This window comes from Citrobacter freundii complex sp. 2025EL-00176 (assembly GCF_053309355.1).
Map to the genome: position 1 here is coordinate 279,977 of NZ_JBRYHT010000001.1, position 16,330 is coordinate 296,306.

The 16,330-nt window shown below is 49.4% G+C and carries 21 protein-coding genes; 19 read left to right on the top strand and 2 right to left on the bottom strand.

Annotated features, from left to right (window positions below; translation table 11 throughout):
* Nucleotides 1–170 precede the first annotated feature (170 nt).
* From cspG to ACVXHP_RS01375, 4 genes are all read left to right on the top strand, one after another.
* A complete protein-coding gene (gene cspG, locus ACVXHP_RS01360) occupies nucleotides 171–383 on the top strand; it encodes a cold shock protein CspG (protein WP_003841958.1) in 213 nt (70 codons plus the stop codon).
* A gap of 10 nt (nucleotides 384–393) precedes the next feature.
* A complete protein-coding gene (gene ymcF, locus ACVXHP_RS01365) occupies nucleotides 394–582 on the top strand; it encodes a cold shock small protein YmcF (RefSeq protein WP_126319849.1) in 189 nt (62 codons plus the stop codon).
* 73 nt (nucleotides 583–655) lie between these two features.
* Entirely contained in the window at nucleotides 656–886 is a 231-nt protein-coding gene (locus ACVXHP_RS01370; protein ID WP_032941334.1) for a hypothetical protein, read from the top strand.
* 206 nt (nucleotides 887–1,092) lie between these two features.
* Nucleotides 1,093–1,266 carry a GnsA/GnsB family addiction module toxin gene (locus ACVXHP_RS01375; protein WP_003841960.1) on the top strand — a complete coding sequence of 58 codons (174 nt, stop codon included), beginning with the start codon at nucleotides 1,093–1,095 and terminating at the stop codon, nucleotides 1,264–1,266.
* Nucleotides 1,267–1,618: 352 nt separating this feature from the next.
* Here ACVXHP_RS01375 and ACVXHP_RS01380 read toward each other — a convergent pair whose 3' ends face one another.
* Nucleotides 1,619–2,158 carry a cytochrome b gene (locus ACVXHP_RS01380; RefSeq protein ID WP_191214975.1) on the bottom strand — a complete coding sequence of 180 codons (540 nt, stop codon included), beginning with the start codon at nucleotides 2,156–2,158 and terminating at the stop codon, nucleotides 1,619–1,621.
* A 277-nt stretch (nucleotides 2,159–2,435) separates the two neighbouring features.
* Here ACVXHP_RS01380 and ACVXHP_RS01385 point away from each other — a divergent pair, with 277 nt between their 5' ends.
* Nucleotides 2,436–2,798: an HNH endonuclease gene (locus tag ACVXHP_RS01385; protein ID WP_447570715.1), complete on the top strand. Its 363-nt coding sequence runs from the start codon at nucleotides 2,436–2,438 to the stop codon at nucleotides 2,796–2,798.
* A 135-nt stretch (nucleotides 2,799–2,933) separates the two neighbouring features.
* Here the strand turns inward: ACVXHP_RS01385 and ACVXHP_RS01390 are convergent, their stop codons facing one another.
* Nucleotides 2,934–3,449 (bottom strand): hypothetical protein, encoded by a 516-nt coding sequence (locus ACVXHP_RS01390; RefSeq protein ID WP_061381138.1) that lies wholly within the window; start codon nucleotides 3,447–3,449, stop codon nucleotides 2,934–2,936.
* Between the two features lie 232 nt (nucleotides 3,450–3,681).
* On the opposite strand from ACVXHP_RS01390, the gene ACVXHP_RS01395 reads away from it, so the two are divergent.
* From ACVXHP_RS01395 to ACVXHP_RS01460, 14 genes are all read left to right on the top strand, one after another.
* Entirely contained in the window at nucleotides 3,682–4,116 is a 435-nt protein-coding gene (locus ACVXHP_RS01395) for a phage terminase small subunit P27 family (protein WP_042309017.1), read from the top strand.
* Nucleotides 4,116–5,837 carry a terminase large subunit gene (locus ACVXHP_RS01400; protein WP_447570716.1) on the top strand — a complete coding sequence of 574 codons (1,722 nt, stop codon included), beginning with the start codon at nucleotides 4,116–4,118 and terminating at the stop codon, nucleotides 5,835–5,837. The genes ACVXHP_RS01395 and ACVXHP_RS01400 overlap by 1 nt, the downstream gene beginning before the upstream one ends.
* Before the next feature lie 172 nt (nucleotides 5,838–6,009).
* A complete protein-coding gene (locus tag ACVXHP_RS01405) occupies nucleotides 6,010–7,269 on the top strand; it encodes a phage portal protein (protein ID WP_126318631.1) in 1,260 nt (419 codons plus the stop codon).
* 36 nt (nucleotides 7,270–7,305) lie between these two features.
* Nucleotides 7,306–8,226: a S49 family peptidase gene (locus ACVXHP_RS01410; protein WP_447570717.1), complete on the top strand. Its 921-nt coding sequence runs from the start codon at nucleotides 7,306–7,308 to the stop codon at nucleotides 8,224–8,226.
* Between the two features lie 73 nt (nucleotides 8,227–8,299).
* On the top strand, nucleotides 8,300–9,586 hold the full coding sequence (locus ACVXHP_RS01415) for a phage major capsid protein (protein ID WP_447570718.1): 1,287 nt from the start codon (nucleotides 8,300–8,302) through the stop codon (nucleotides 9,584–9,586).
* Between the two features lie 97 nt (nucleotides 9,587–9,683).
* Nucleotides 9,684–10,061, top strand: coding sequence for a hypothetical protein (locus ACVXHP_RS01420; RefSeq protein ID WP_044700565.1), 378 nt, complete (start codon nucleotides 9,684–9,686; stop codon nucleotides 10,059–10,061).
* Nucleotides 10,042–10,359, top strand: a complete 318-nt coding sequence (locus ACVXHP_RS01425; protein ID WP_003832371.1) for a head-tail connector protein — start codon at nucleotides 10,042–10,044, stop codon at nucleotides 10,357–10,359. The genes ACVXHP_RS01420 and ACVXHP_RS01425 overlap by 20 nt, the downstream gene beginning before the upstream one ends.
* Nucleotides 10,356–10,706, top strand: a complete 351-nt coding sequence (locus tag ACVXHP_RS01430; protein WP_447570719.1) for a head-tail adaptor protein — start codon at nucleotides 10,356–10,358, stop codon at nucleotides 10,704–10,706. Before ACVXHP_RS01425 ends, ACVXHP_RS01430 begins: the two co-directional genes overlap by 4 nt.
* A complete protein-coding gene (locus ACVXHP_RS01435) occupies nucleotides 10,675–11,064 on the top strand; it encodes a hypothetical protein (RefSeq protein ID WP_447570720.1) in 390 nt (129 codons plus the stop codon). The genes ACVXHP_RS01430 and ACVXHP_RS01435 overlap by 32 nt, the downstream gene beginning before the upstream one ends.
* A complete protein-coding gene (locus ACVXHP_RS01440; protein ID WP_032943069.1) occupies nucleotides 11,061–11,462 on the top strand; it encodes an HK97-gp10 family putative phage morphogenesis protein in 402 nt (133 codons plus the stop codon). Before ACVXHP_RS01435 ends, ACVXHP_RS01440 begins: the two co-directional genes overlap by 4 nt.
* Before the next feature lie 33 nt (nucleotides 11,463–11,495).
* Nucleotides 11,496–11,978, top strand: coding sequence for a hypothetical protein (locus ACVXHP_RS01445; protein WP_003832379.1), 483 nt, complete (start codon nucleotides 11,496–11,498; stop codon nucleotides 11,976–11,978).
* Between the two features lie 62 nt (nucleotides 11,979–12,040).
* Nucleotides 12,041–12,403, top strand: coding sequence for a phage tail protein (locus ACVXHP_RS01450; protein WP_166465632.1), 363 nt, complete (start codon nucleotides 12,041–12,043; stop codon nucleotides 12,401–12,403).
* A 250-nt stretch (nucleotides 12,404–12,653) separates the two neighbouring features.
* A complete protein-coding gene (locus tag ACVXHP_RS01455; RefSeq protein WP_447570721.1) occupies nucleotides 12,654–15,992 on the top strand; it encodes a phage tail tape measure protein in 3,339 nt (1,112 codons plus the stop codon).
* Nucleotides 15,993–16,325: a phage tail protein gene (locus tag ACVXHP_RS01460; protein ID WP_137378226.1), complete on the top strand. Its 333-nt coding sequence runs from the start codon at nucleotides 15,993–15,995 to the stop codon at nucleotides 16,323–16,325.
* Nucleotides 16,326–16,330 lie beyond the last annotated feature (5 nt).

The window sequence follows — 16,330 nt, forward strand, 5'->3', positions numbered from 1 at the left end:
TTTGGTTAATCATGCGTTAATGAATCTCTGGTTTGTTACGAATTTATCTGAAGCAGTCGCTGTAATAATTTTATTTCTTGTTCCTGTTGAGATTTCCTTGTTAGCTTTTCTCTCTGATAATTTTTTTCGGACCATTCTGCCCAAGGGCTCACTCAATTAAGGTAATTATTATGTCTAATAAAATGACTGGTTTAGTTAAATGGTTCAATCCTGAAAAAGGTTTTGGGTTTATCACCCCTAAAGATGGCAGTAAAGATGTGTTTGTACACTTCTCTGCTATCCAGAGCAATGATTTCAAGACACTGAATGAGAATCAGGAAGTAGAATTTAGTGTTGAACAGGGACCTAAAGGCCCCTCAGCAGTTAATGTCGTGGCTGTATAAGGGTACTGTTATCACTAACAATATTCACTTCAGATGCCCGTGTTGTCACGGATCTCAGTACAGAACGTCAAGCTTTGATGTTACTGAAAAAAATCCTTTCGGAGCAAAATGTATTTTTTGCAAATCAACAATGATAACATTTGATAATGTTGCACTATACATTCGCTCTAGTCAGTCTTCGTTAGATTTTAGAAAATAAATTTCAGGCTCCTTATGGAGCCTTTTTTGTATGCTTAACCGTTCATTTATGTAAGAACCATCACGGTATAATTATGAAAAAAGTAATTGTTTTTTTTAACTCCGAACCAGCAGTAGTTGTATCCGTAATGAAGGGTATTACAACGATAATGCGTGAGTTTCCTAATGGGGAAAAAGCTCATCTACCCGTGATGTCTGCGGGATTTCCATCTCTGACAGGAGACCATAAAATAGTTTATGTAGCCTCCGATCGTGATGTCAGTTCCGAAGAGATTCTCGAAGCAGCATCGAAGCTTTTGAAATGATATCTGATGGTTTCGTTATCGACCCAGATTTCAGCTCAGCGGTTTGTGTGGTTTGTGAGCTATTATTGTATGAGGATTGTACTGCAACCTCTTGATTATTGGGTCTTTCCATTCTATCTTTTAAGCATGTCAGCGCTTTTAAAAGTGCTCCATGGGGAATGTAACATGCCTGGCGTGGATATGTTAGAGATCAAGAGAGGTAAACAATGAACGTTGAAGATTTAAAAAGAAAAACTGAAGCGGATATTTCTGAATTCATTACGAAAAAAATTATTGAACTCAAAAAAAAGACAGGAAAAGAAGTTTCCGACATCCAGTTTACTGCCCGTGAAAAAATGACTGGGCTTGAAAGCTATGATATTAAAATTACATTAATTTAATAGTTATAAGACTCAATTCGAGTGAAAAAGCATTACCTTTCAAGGTAATGCTTTTTTATTTCTGTCATAAAATTAAGAACGTTGTCAAAGCCTTCGCTTCTAATCATAGATTTTCTGGTCGGGTCCTCCTGGTGATTCTGACCACCGAGGGGCTGCAGTTGCGCGGGATTTGGAGCATTTTTGATTTTTCACGCAACCATTTCAGCATTTGATGCTGATGACGGTAACACTATCCCCGTTTGGTTGCATTCTCTGATTCAGAAGAACACAGTGTGCTTCAACTTGACTGAGCAGCCATTACAGCAGGCATTCACTGAGCGCTTGCTGTAATGTTAAACATTAAAATTTGTATTTATTTCTTATCGTTACAATCAGGGATCATCCTCAAAAGAGTGTTATCTTTCTGGACGTAGTGATGAAATAACGCTGCACCAGCATGCGCTGCGATTAAAAAATATCCGATGTTTGCCAGTGTTTCGTGAATATCTTTGATAAGTGATTTTGTTTCCTCGTCAGGAGTAACGAACGATACAACGTTAAAACCTAAGAAACTCCAGTCCTTTCCACCGTAAGCCATAATTGCAATACCTAATAATGGTAGAGCCAAAAAAGAAATGTAGAGCAGGATATGCATTATTTTAGCAGCCACCATCTGCCATGCAGGCGGGGGCGGGGTGATAGCTGGGTCATGATACTTATGTTTAATAATTAACCGTATTATCATTAAAAACCAGACAAATACCCCGGCATTGTAATGTGTTTCTTTCATGAGAAGGTAGGTGTTGCTGCCTTTGGGAAACCATCCGCGCAGCTCCATAGCCGCATAGGTTATCGCTATTAACATAAGAGTTAGCCAGTGTAAGCGAATCTGAATTTTTGAGAATCTAATCATTATTCTTGCCTCAAACAGTGTGTTACATCGAACATAAAGCATGGAGCTTAACAAATCCTTATTTTCGTTGAGAGATTAAGAATCTGTTATTCCATTGACCGCATGAGAATGTTTTGATAATCATTCTCATTTTTTTTGGCCTTTCTGGTAATCCTGGTTGTTACGGGGCGGCGACCGTGCATATTCTCGCTATTTATGAATATTCTCCGCTAGATGCCATTTCCGTTTTTCTCTCCGAGTACAACATAATTTGTATCCAACAAACAGGACTATGCCGATGCCAGCGCGCGCTAAACGCCCATGCCGACACAAAGGGTGTGCGGCAATCACCAACGATGTCAGCGGATATTGTGACCAACACCGACAGCAGCATGCTGGCGATGGCTGGCGTAACTATCAGGTAGGTAAGAGCAGACAAGAACGTGGTTATGGGCGGTCCTGGGAAATCATACGGGAGCGTATCCTACAGCGTGATCAATTCCTGTGTCAGAACCATCGCCGGCAGAAGATAGCGAAGAAAGCGACCAGCGTTGACCACATAATCCCAAAAGCTCATGGCGGTACTGATGACGATTCCAATCTTGAGTCGTTGTGTTGGGAATGCCACAGAGCGAAGACAGCAAGAGAGCGTATTCGATGATAATATTCACTGCTGTAATGCATAAGAACAGTTTCTACATTCATGCAGATACCCGGAAGGAATTTTGGGTGTTTTTAAGTAAAACACTGGGATGGGGCAAATTTGAGTTAATTCGCCCCTCTGACGAGTTTAGCCCTACTGGAGGGTTGTTTGAATTAGTCGAAGTGCGTTCGGCAGATTCAGAACCCCCTGAGTCAGTAACTGTAGGGTCAAATGTTTTATGGCGTCTCCCGGAAGCTCTCGGAGTTTTGAAATCAATCCCTTCTTCTGATCTTCAGATATATTTGCGACACGGATTATATCCTCAAGGGCAACAATCGTGTCATTGTGTAACCGAACGGTTTGAACCTTAAGGATCGCACTTAAGCCGCCATCATCAAGAAGAAAATCAATTCCTTTCTCTGTAATGTTGCAGTACGGGGCGTTGAAAATAAAATCAACGCCAGCCATGGTTTCGCTGCGTACGAAGGGTGTAGAAACAAGACCATGCATTTCAAGGTATAGCATGCACGCCACAAAGTGATCATAGTTATCAAACTTCTCAATGAGGTCTCGCTCCTGTGCCTTGTTTAAAGAGTTAGGAGCACAATCTATAAGAGCGTTGAGGATCTCAAGTTGTAAGGCTCTATCATATTTTCTGGTTTTATCCATTTCTTAGACTCCATCGTTTATTTATTGAGATTAACTGAAGACACTATGCTGAACATCCTGATGGATGACCAGTATCTGCTTTTGCATGCTTTCTTGCTGTCATCTTCAAGGGGGAGGGGGGATCAAATCCCTGACCCCTTTCGCGCTTCAGGACTGCCGCCTGAAGGCCATTTTTGCACGTCATAAATAAGGATCTTTTTTCCGGTAGGTTTCACCTATTAAAAGAGGAGTTATGGCTGGTGGAATTCGATCGTCTGGAGGGGGGAGAAAACCCATCTTACCCGCCGGGCAAAAAAGTAAATTAACCCGAATTGCACCTCCTGCAGAGTTAATGGGGGAGGCTGCTATAAGAATGTGGAAGACCCAGAGCAAAATCCTGATCGAAAGAGGCGTATTTGAACTTGAAGATGCACCCTTACTTTTAGCCTACTGCAATGCCTTCCATCTCATGCTTGAAGCTGAAAAATTACTGGCTTCAGGGCTGACAACTGAAAGTGAAATGGGAGGATTAAAAAAACATCCTGCAGTTAACGTCCGAAATGATTCAGTTTCCCAGATTGCCCGTCTGGGCTCACTTCTGGGGTTAGATCCGCTCAGCCGTATCAGAATGACCAGTGGCAGAAATGCTCCTGACGATGACGGGAATGAATTTGATGAGTTTGACTGATGGCTACATATCCGAACGTCAATGCAGCGAACCAGTATGCAAGAGATGTTGTTGGCGGGAAGATCCTTGCTTGTCAGTTAACTGTGCTTGCCTGTCAACGACACCTTGATGATTTGGAACGTGCGAAGGATCCTGACTGGCCTTACCGGTTTGATAAAAACAAGGCCGAGCGATTTTTGCGCTTTGCTCAGAAGATGCCTCATACGGCCGGTGAATGGGCCAGGAAGAAACTACGCATAGAGTTTGAGCCCTGGCAAAAGTTTGCTCTTGGTGTGCCATTTGGTTGGGTTAATAAGAAGTCCGGATTCCGCCGTTTTTCTGAAATATATATTGAGGTTCCCAGGAAAAATGGGAAGTCCGCAATTGCAGCTGCCGTTGGTAATTATATGTTTTGCGCTGATGGGGAACATGGTGCAGAAGTGTACTGTGGCGCCACTACAGAAAAACAGGCCTGGAAAGTCTTCTCTCCCGCTCTGCAAATGGTAAAAAAACTCCCTGCATTGCGACAAAAATACTCAGTCAAACCCTGGGCAAAGAAAATGACCCGTCCGGATGGCTCTGTTTTTGCGCCAGTCATCGGCGATCCTGGTGACGGCGATTCCCCTTCATGTGCAATTATTGATGAATATCACGAGCACCAAACAGATGCTCTTTATACGACTATGACAACAGGAATGGGGGCAAGGGAACAACCTATCACTCTGATCATTACAACTGCGGGTTATGACATTACTTCTCCGTGTTATGAGAAACGTGCGCAGTTGGTGGAAATTCTACGCCGGAATCGGGTGGGAGAAGAAAACGAAACGATTTTCGGTATTATTTACGGTCTTGATGATGATGACGACTGGACAAAACCTGAAGCATTAATCAAAGCAAATCCAAACTTTGGCATTTCCGTAAAAGAACACTTCCTGCGCGCAAAGCAATTGCTTGGAATATCTAACCCCAGCCAGACGAACAAAATTCTTACCAAGCATTTTAACCGGTGGGTAAGTGCCAAGACGGTTTTCTATGATCTGCAAAAATGGATGGCTGCAGCGGACAATAGTCTCAAGTTGTCTGATTTCGCCGATGAAGATTGCTGGTTGGGGATAGATCTTGCGTCCAAGGTTGACCTGAATGCGGTCGTACCAGTATTCAGACGGGAAGTGGATGGTATTACGCATTTCTACTGTGTCAGTCCGATGTTCTGGGTGCCTGAAGATACGGTTTACTCACCAGATCCCACATTGAAAACCACTTCTGACCGCTATCAGTCATTTGTTAAACAAGAGGTTCTGATACCGACAGAAGGTGCGGAAGTGGACTATCGGCTTATTTTTGAGTCAATCCTTCAATTACGTCAGCGTGTAAAAATCGTTCAGTGTCCTATTGATCCTTACGGTGCAACATCATTACGACACATGCTTGAAGAGGAGGGGCTGGAGCCAGTTGAGATCAGGCAAAACTTCACCAACATGAGTGACCCTATGCGTGAAATTGAGGCCGCGCTGGCATCAGGACGTTTTCATCATGACGGCAACCCTATCATGAACTGGTGCATCCAGAATGTTATTGGGCGTTATTTGCCTGGAAGCGATGATATTGTCCGCCCCGGCAAGGAGGGGAAGCAAAATAAAATTGATGGCGCTGTAGGATTACTTATGGGGATCGGACGGGCCATGCTGAACAGTACAGTAAGTAAATCGGCTTATGATGAGGAAGATATTACATGTTAATCACAGTCCTGAGTTTTATTCTCGGCCTCGTTGGAGTCGGCTTATTGTCGACCGGTGCCTGGCTTATTTCACCCTCCGTCGGATTTATTACTGGCGGTTTGATTTGTCTGCTGTGGTCGTTTTTAATTGCGAGATCCTTATCTACAGGATTTCACAAACCAGGGGGTGAGTAATGTTTATCCCCCAGATGTTTCGGGGTAAATCGCGATCAGGAAGTGGATTCTGGGAAACCATGCTGGGAGGAGTGAGTTCGAGTCAGAGTAAGGCTGGGATAATCATAACTCCTGAAACTGCGATGGCATTATCAGCTGTTCGGGCATGTGTAACTCTTCTGGCTGAATCTGTAGCGCAACTGCCGTGTGAGCTTTACAGACGAGGTGCTAACGGAGCCCGTAAGCGAGCTACTGACCACCCAGTTTATGATCTTGTACATTCCCAGCCTAATAAAAAGGACACCTCTTTCGAGTATTTTGAGCAACAACAGGGCTTGTTAGGGCTGGAGGGCAATTGTTACTCGATTATCGACAGGGACGGGAAAGGTTTCCCGAGGGAACTAATCCCGGTTAATCCCAAAAAAGTCATCGTCCTGAAAGGGCCAGACGGGATGCCCTATTATGAACTCCCCGAAATTGGCGAAACGTTGCCAATGCGCATGATGCATCATGTGAAAGTATTTTCGCTCGACGGTTATATCGGCAGTTCTCCAATCCAGACAAATGCGGATGTACTTGGGTTAAACCTGGCTGTGGAAGAACATGCTGCTCAGGTTTTTCGTCGAGGTACGACGATGAGTGGTGTTATTGAGCGTCCAAAAGAAGCCGCGACAATAAAAAACCAGGATGCAATAGACAGACTGCTGGCAAAATGGACGGATCGTTATTCTGGTGTCAGGAATGCTTTCTCTGTTGCACTCCTCCAGGAGGGGATGAGTTATAAACAGTTATCTCAGGATAACGAGAAAGCTCAATTATTGCAGTCCCGACAATGGGGCGTGGAAGAAGTGTGCCGTCTCTATAAAATCCCGCCTCATATGGTGCAGATGCTGGAGAAAGCCACGAATAACAACATTGAGCACCAGGGGCTGCAGTTTGTGATGTATACGCTGTTGGCCTGGCTGAAGCGTCATGAAGGCGCATTAATGCGCGATCTGCTTTTACCCAGCGAGCGCAGTGATCTGTACATTGAATTCAATGTTTCTGGCCTGCTGCGCGGGGATCAGAAGTCACGTTATGAATCTTATGCATTAGGCCGCCAGTGGGGGTGGTTATCGGTTAACGACATTCGCCGCATGGAGAACCTTCCACCCATCGCCGGAGGGGACAAATACCTGACGCCTCTGAATATGGTCGACAGTAAACAAATCTTACCTGGCGATAACACGCCAACAGCAAAACAACTGGCAGAGATCAACTCTATTCTGTCCAGAAACTGAATATCACCCGCAGTGCGGGCTGACCTGGTAAACATCATGACAAAAAATTTAATTAATCTGCCGCATCTGGCGGCTATGGTCTTTGGTGTACCACATTACGTGACACGACAGACAATGGATTCTGTAAAAGCTGTGCTGGTTCCCCGTATTCAGGGAATATCAGAAGAGGCTGGAATTCACATGACGCAGGATCCTGATAACAATCAGGCGCCAGATTTGGTTCAACCAGCTGGTGGAATGGCAGTTATTCCTGTTCACGGCATTCTGGTTCCGCGTCGTGGGCAAATTACTGCAATGTGTTCTGAACTTACCAGCTATGAGCGCATACGTAGCCAGGTGCATGCTGCATTAAATGACCCTTCTATCAGTGAAATTGTGCTGGATATAAATTCTGGTGGTGGTGCGGCGGTTGGATGCAAGGAACTGGCCGATTATATTTTCCAGTCACGTCAAACTAAGCCTATTACTGCAATTGTGAACTACAGCGCCTATTCTGCGGCTTACTTTATCGCTTCGGCCTGCAGCAAAATTGTAGTCAGCCAGACCAGTGGAGTCGGCTCGATTGGAGTGATCATGGAACACCTGGATACTTCCAGGATGGAAGAGCAAATGGGGTTAACATTCACCACGATTTTTCGGGGAGATAACAAAAATAACGGTACACAACATGAGCCACTGAGTGAAGACGCTCGGGGAATGTTCCAGAGGATGATTGACGATATGTACGAGACGTTTATTACCTCTGTAGCGGAATACCGGAATCTTGCCCCTCAGACGGTGATTAACACGCAGGCCGGAATCTATTTCGGCGCTGATGCCATTTCTGCTGGTCTTGCCGATGAAGTTTCGGATCCTCAGTCCGCAATTAATGCCATTGCGGCAAAGTACAAACAACCTCAAAGAACCACTGCCATAAAGTTGCAGGCAGCCGCGATGGACCTGCAAACAAGAATGTAACCCGGCGCTAACGCGTCATTACCAGAAAGCAGCCTGTTGGCTGCTTTTTTTATGCCAAAAAGAGAGAAAAAACATGGATCATATTGAAGAGTTGCGTCGTGAACGTGCGGGTATTAATCAGAAGGTTCAGGTACTGGCGGCAGTAGAAACTGGTGGCGGTACGCTGACAGCGGAGCAGTTAACCGAATTTGACAGCCTGCAGCAACAGTTCACGGATATCAGCGCCAAGATTGAACGTCTGGAAGCGGCTGAACGTGCGGCAGCGCTTGTCGCCAAACCGGTTAAAGGCACACAGCAGGCTCCAGGTATCAGCATTAAGGCTGAGCCAAAGCAATATACCGGCGCAGGCATGACCCGTCTGGTGATGTCGATTGCGGCAGCACAGGGTAACGTCCAGGACGCTGCAAAATTTGCAGCTGAAGAACTGAATGACCAGTCTGTCTCGATGGCCATCAACACTGCCGCCGCGTCAGGTGGCGTTCTTATTCCGCAAAACCTTCACAGTGAGGTGATCGAACTGCTGCGCGATCGCACTATCGTTCGTAAGCTGGGCGCGCGCTCCATTCCGCTGCCGAACGGCAATATGGCGCTGCCGCGTCTGGCCGGTGGTGCGACGGCGAGCTACACCGGGGAAGGCAAGGATGCGAAAGTATCAGAAGCCCGCTTTGATGATGTGAAACTCACTGCGAAAACCATGATTGCGATGGTGCCAATCTCCAACCAGCTGATTGGTCGTGCTGGCTACAACGTAGAGCAGCTGGTTCTGCAGGATATTCTGACCGCGATTTCTGTTCGTGAAGATAAAGCCTTTATGCGCGATGACGGTACTGGTGATACGCCTGTCGGTATGAAAGCGCGGGCAACTGAGTGGAACCGCCTGCTGCCGTGGGAAGCTGCTGCAGAGGTTAATCTGCAGACGATTGATACCTATCTCGACAGCATCATCCTGATGGCTATGGACGGCAACAGCAACATGATTAGCTGCGGCTGGGGTATGTCGAACCGTACCTACATGAAACTGTTCGGTCTGCGCGACGGTAATGGTAACAAGGTCTACCCGGAAATGGCCCAGGGGATCCTGAAGGGATTTCAGATTCAGCGTACCAGCGCTATCCCGGCAAACCTCGGTGACGCAGGCAAAGAGTCGGAAATTTACTTCGCTGACTTTAATGATGTGGTTATCGGTGAAGACGGCAACATGAAGGTGTCGTTCTCGCAGGAAGCCTCCTACCAGGACGGGGATGGCAATCTGGTTTCCGCGTTCTCCCGTAACCAGTCGTTGATCCGCGTGGTGACGGAGCACGATATCGGCTTCCGTCATCCGGAAGGTCTTGTTCTCGGGACAAAAGTGCTGTTTTAACCGGTCCTGCACGCTGTGCGACCACGGTCGCACAGCGTAAAAGCACGTAATTCCCCAGGCCCGCAGCAGCGGGTTTTTTCTTTTCAGGAGCAAAACGATGACGACGAAAGCGGCAAAAGCAGCGGCAGCGGCGGCTGCAGCCGGTGATGTGAAAAAGCCGGATGAACTGACGCCGGAAAATACAGTGGACGGGGATGGCGGTCAGAATACTGCAGCGGGTTCAGGTGATACAGGTGTTGATCTGACCGGAAGTGAAACTAACGGGGCCACGGGCCTGACGGGAGCAGAAGTGGCGCGGAAAGCGGTTTTTTTCCTGGGGCCCTATCATCGTTATTCACGCGGTGATACGGCCTGTTTTGATGCTGAGTACGCAGAGAAACTGGTAGAACGCCATATTGCGGTATGGCCAGAAGATGCGGAAAAGGCGCTGAGTCCCCGCAAGGGAGCCGATGACCATGATACTGACATTGGATGATGTGAAAACCCAGCTCCGTCTGGAGCCGGATTTCACGGAGCATGACGACATGCTCACTAAAATGGTGGCGGCAGCGCAGAAGAGTATTGAGCGTGACTACTACTGCAAACTGGTGGGAAGCGATGACGAACTGCAGGCGCTGCCGGAAGGGGTACGCGGTTTTGTGGCGGATGAAGATATCCAGCTGGCCATGCAGTATCTGGTCGGGGATGCGTATCTGAATGGTTTCACTGGTCAGTGGCTGGAGACGGCTGCGGTCCGGCACCTTCTTTTCCCGTTGCAGGAGAACACGGTATGAGCCTGAAGCCGGAAGAAATGACCTGCCGTCTTTCGATTGGGTATATGCAATCCGGCCGGGGGCCGCTGGGTGAACATCTGCCGGAACAACTGGTCGCGACCGGGAAAGCCTGGGCGAAGCGCGAGCTGGTATCGGGCAGAAAGGTCCGCACACTGGATCAACAGCAGGTTGTTGAAACGTGTCTTTTTACCACTCATCCGAACCTGAATATTGATATCGACTGGAAAATAACGACGTCTGAACGGGTTTATATCGTTCGTAACGTCGAACGTCTTGCGGACCGCATCATCATCACAGGGGAGGCAGACGCACGTCATGATCGAGCTGGCATTAAAGACAGCACTTGAACGCCTGACCGGGCTGGATGTTTATCCTCTGCTCCTGCCTGATGAGCTGCAGGAGGGGATTACTTACCAGTGTATTTCCGATCCGGAGCTGTACGCCGGACTGTTGCGCACAGGTCTGATTGCGGGCCGCTTCCAGATAGCGATTCAACTGCTTAATGACTACACCCGCCTGTTACAGCTGGATAAGAAAATCAGCGCGGAATGGACCGCTATCGTGCATGGCCAGCTGGAGGGTTTTCCCGTGCAGAATGTGGTCCGGGGTGGAATACAGCAGAGTAAAACGGTACTGACCAGCGGCAATATTCAGTACCGGCTCGTGCGGGATTTTACCTTTCACTACCGGGACGCCTCACCATGATCACTATGGACGTAAAAGGGCTGGACGAGCTGGAGCGGCAGCTTACTGCGCTCGGTGAAAAGGTCGGCACGAAGGTGTTACGTGATGCAGGGCGTGAGGCGCTGAAAGTGGTGGAAGAAGACATGAAACAACATGCCGGCTTCGACGATGCGTCCTCTGCAGAGCATATGCGTGATTCCATCAAAATTCGCTCTTCCACCCGGAAAGGTCGCGGAAATACGGTGGTCACCCTTCGGGTTGGCCCCAGCAAAAAGCATTACATGAAAGCGCTGGCCCAGGAGTTCGGGACGGTTAAACAGGTTGCCGATCCGTTCATCCGTCCGGCACTGGATTACAACGTCCAGAAGGTTCTGCGCATTCTGACCGTAGAAATCCGCAATGGCATTCAGAACAGGTAGCAACCGCTGCCCACTATTTAAGAGAGAATCATTATGGCTGATGAAAATAACACGCCAAAATCATCCCCTGAGTACGCAATGCTTCCTGCCGGGACGGTGGTGAAGTTTGGGGAGGTAGGAGCCGCTGTAGCGGCGTTGAAACCGCTGATTAACTGCAAGGCGCTGGGCGCGACAGGTCAGACGGGAGGATTTGTCGACTGTACCACCCTGCTGGACAAGAGTAAGCAGTCGGTGTCAGACCTGCCGGAAGGGCCGGAGAAATCGCTGGGCTTCATTGACGACCCGGAAAACGAAGATTTCACCGCATTCCTCAATGCAGCGGAACAGCGTAAGACCGTTCAGTTTTATATTGAGCTGCCGAACAAACGAACGGCCTCAATGATCCTTGCGCTTTCAGGCTGGCAGATGAACGAAATCACCGCCCCTGCCAGTGAAGTTATCCAGATTACGGTGCAGGGTAAGCAAAACAATATTAAATGGGGGATCGCCGCCCCGGCGCCAGATGCCGGAGCGTAATCCGTTTCCCGTTACACACCGCCTCCGGGCGGTTTTTTTTCGTCTGAAAAACAGGATACACCATGTCTGAATTTAGCCTCTCCGAACTGAAAAAAGCCCTGCTCAGCGCAAAACCCTCTCCAATTAAAACCGAAATCTTCGGTACAAAGGTTTACCTGCGCCGACTGACGGCGGCTGAGCTTATTGATCATGAAGATGCGCTCATCGAGGCGCAGACCTCTGGCAATGCCCGCATGGCGTCTGAACTGAGCGTACAGATTGTTATCGACAGCCTGGTTCAGCCTGACGGCTCACCGATTAAAGCCAAAGACAAACCCACGGCGAAGGAGCTGCTGGCGGCACACGATAACGTTGCGCTTCTGGATGCCATCGACAAAGTGAAAAAGCACGGCATCGGTAAGCTGGATACCGCCGAAAAAAACTGAGTGACTCGCCCTGGCTGGAGCTGATTTTCTGGCTGGCCGACCGCTGGGGCGAGCCTGACCCGTCAAAAATTGCGGCGCTTCCGGCTGACACGCTTTTTCACTGGCGTGCTTTCTTCCTCAAACAGGGCATTTTCAAAAAGCCTTCGCCAGAAGGTTCTGACAATAACCCGCCCCCTGTAAAATCCACCACCGACGCCGTGAATCCGAGTCTGGATGCGCAGTGTGCGGCAGTCATGAAGGTATTAATGTAATGGGTGACGTTGCCTCTCTTGCCGTTGGGCTGCATCTGAATGCAGCGAACTTTAAATCGCAGCTGATGAGCGCCTACGGCAGCGCTGAGAGTCAGTCACGCCAGTTTAACCGCAATGCCCGGGCTGATGCGAAAAAGACGGAGGATGCCTATAAGCGTGTTTCTGCTTCGGTATCAGGGCTGGCTGGCAGGCTGGCAGCTTTTGCCGGGGCGGGGTTATCGCTGGGCACCATTATCAGCACCACGCGGCAGTACAGCCAGTCGTTGTCGGATTTGCAGGCTATCACCGGCGCCACCAGTGCGCAGATGAAACTGTACGATCAGGCGGCGCAGGAAATGGGCCGCACAACGGAATACAGCGCATCACAGGCCGCTGAGGCCATTAAGTTGATGGCTTCGGCAAAGCCTGAACTGCTGAGCACCTCTGCGGGGCTGACTGCGGCGACCAAAAGCGCGTTAACGCTGGCCCAGACCGCGGGTACCACGCTTCCGGATGCCACCCGAACGCTGGCCCTGTCATTAAACCAGTTTGGGGCGGGAGCCAGTGAAGCCGACCGGTATATCAACGTGCTGGCTGCTGGCGCGAAATTTGGCTCATCGGAGATAGCCGATACTGCTGCCGCGATTAAAAATGGCGGGGTGGCAGCGGCACAGGCTGGCGTAGGTTTTGAAACCCTCAATGCTGCCATACAGGTACTGGCAGAGCGCGAGGTTAAAGGCGGCGAGGCCGGGACCGCGCTGCGCAACGTGATCCTGAATCTGGAGAAGGGAACCGATAAGACCCTGAAGCCTTCTGTTGTCGGGCTGAGTCAGGCGCTGGAGAATCTGGCGGGAAAAAACCTGTCAACCAGGCAGGCCGTAAAGCTGTTCGGGGTGGAAAACCTCAGCGCGGCTTCCATCCTGGTGCAGAACCGCGAGAAGGTGGAGTCGCTGACCGCCGCCCTGACAGGTACGCAGACCGCGCATGAGCAGGCAGAAATCAGGGTAAATAACCTGAACGGCGATCTTCTCAGCCTGACTTCGGCTTTTGAAGGTCTGATTATTAAGGTGGGACAGAGCGGAAACGGACCGCTGCGCAGTGGTGTTCAGACCGTTACCGATGCCATTAATGGCCTGACGGATAATTTCAATACAGTAGCCAGCGTTGCGCTGTATACGCTGATTCCTGTTCTGGCGACAAAACTGACGGCAGGTATCAGGGGGAACATCGGTGCCTGGGTTGAGCAGCAGCAGGCAGTCAGGGCCAGCGCGATGGCGCAGGCCGATATGGCGCGAAAAACGCTGGAAAGTACCGCCGCCACGCTGGCACAGAATAACGCAGAATTCGGGCGTTATCGGGAAATGGAGAAAAGTGCCAGACAATTTGGCCTTAACGTGAGTTACCAGAGCGAGTTTAACCGCTTAATCCGGCAGGAAACCGAGCAGACACTGCTCTCCACCCAGGCAAAGAGCCAGCTGAATGCTGCCAATAAACAGCTTTCCGTTTCAGCCCGAGCGGCCTCTGCAGCAGTAGGTATGGTCAGAGGGGCGCTGGCACTGGTTGGCGGTCCGGTGGGGGCGGCGATGCTGGCCGGTTCGGCGTTGCTCTATTTCCATAATCAGGCGCAGGATGCCCGTCAGTCAGCGATTGATCTCAAAGATGCTGTTGTTGAAACCACAGCTGCTCTGATGAAGTTATCTGAGAAACAACTGGCTGTAAAACAACTGGATCTTACCGACCAACTAAATGACCAGTTAGATGAGCGAGGAAAACTACAGAACTACCTGAATTATGTGAACAAGCAGATCGAACAGTCCAATAAACAGGGATGGATTGGTGATTTTCTTGGTAATAAGAAAGATATGCAGGAAGCGCGCCAGCGTACCGAAGCGGCTCTCGAGTCGATGGATCAAGGTATAAATAAAACCCGCGATAATCTGGAAAACGTGGGTAAGGCCAGTTTCCTTGTTCAGACGGGGATCGCTGATTATGCCAGTCAGCTGGCCAGTGATATCAAGACGATAACAACCAGTACAACATCAGAAAGTGGACAGGATACTCCTTCCACACCCTGGACAGGTCAAGACGGTGACAGCGGTAAGGGGCAAAAGGCAAAGGTTAACCAGTATGATCAACTGCGGCGTGAAATCGAAGCGGCGCATACCTCAAGTCTCGGACGTATCAACCTGCAGGAGCAGGAAAGCGCCAGAAAACTCCTTGAAGCCGCCCGCGCTGACGGAGCCAGCGAGGCTGATATTCAGAAGACGCTGCTGCTGAATGCTGAAAACTATCAGAAACAGCGCCTCGAACTGGCAGAACAGTATGCGCCAGCCAGAGCCTCTCTGACGAAAGAGCGCGAAGCGAGCCAGGAGCTGAAGTCGCTCCTGAATGCCCGTCTTCTGGATGAAAAGGAATACCAGACGGCCAGAATCACGCTGGCACAAAGTACGGCCCGCGAACTGTTACAGGCACAGGCAGCGGCAGTGTCTGCCCCTCTGATTGATATCGCCGGGACGGTTGATCCGCTGGCAGAACTGCGCAATCAACTGGCCGAGCGTCAGTCACTGCTGCAGGCTTTTTACCAGAACGATGCGATCAACAAAGAGCAGTACGAACTGCTGAAGCAAAAGGCTGACAAGGATTCTGCGGATGCGCAGTACCAGACGGCGGTGGAGCTTTATAAGTCGCAGGGAAACCTGAACAGCCTCGCTATTGGCATGTTAGAGACCACCCAGGAGCGTTCCACTAACATGCTGACCGGCATGCTGGTAAACACCCAATCACTCCGGGACGGGATGATTGGGTTATTTTCCTCCCTGACTCAGTCGGTGATTAAAAACCTTGTCGATATGGCAACGCAGGCGCTGATTACCAACACCATCCTGAAATCCATTATGGGCATCGGCGGCAGTCTTTTTGGCGGCGCAGCCACTGCGAGTACCGGCACGGCCATCAGCAGTTTTGGCAGCAGTTTTAGTTTTAATGAGAAGGGCGGTGTTTATGACTCACCTTCATTAAGTGCCTACAGTAATGGCATCTATGACAGCCCGACCCTGTTTGCTTTTGCAAAGGGGGCAGGCGTGTTTGGTGAAGCAGGTCCGGAAGCCATTATGCCTCTGGCAAAAACGACTGACGGTACGCTGGGTGTCAGGGCGCTGGGTGACCCGGGTTCCTCTGGTGGTGGTATGAATGGGGGGATTGCTTATTCACCTGTGTATCACATTGCCATTCAGAATGACGGGCAAAACGGGGAGATAGGGCCGAAGGCATCGCAGATGCTGGTCAAAATGATCGATACGCGTGTCATGAGTATCCTGAGAACTCAGGGACGTGATGGTGGCATGCTGGCGGGAGGATAAGTGAAAACCTTTCATTGGGCACCCAGGGAGGGGATGCAGTCTTCTGTTTCCCCTTCGGTGACAACCATAAAATTTGGGGATGGCTATGAGCAACGTCGCCCGACCGGACTCAACCATCAGTTAATTAACTTCCAGCCTGTTTTCCGTATAACGTCGGACAATTCCCGCACCGCACTTGAAGCGTTTCTGGCCGAGCACGGAGGATATAAAGCCTTTCTGTGGCGACCGCCAAAATACAACCGCACGCTAAAAGTTGTCTGCCGGGAGTGGTTTGTTACGGACAACGTCACGTATTCCGATTTCAGCTGTAAATTTGAGCAGGTCATTGCTTAAGGATC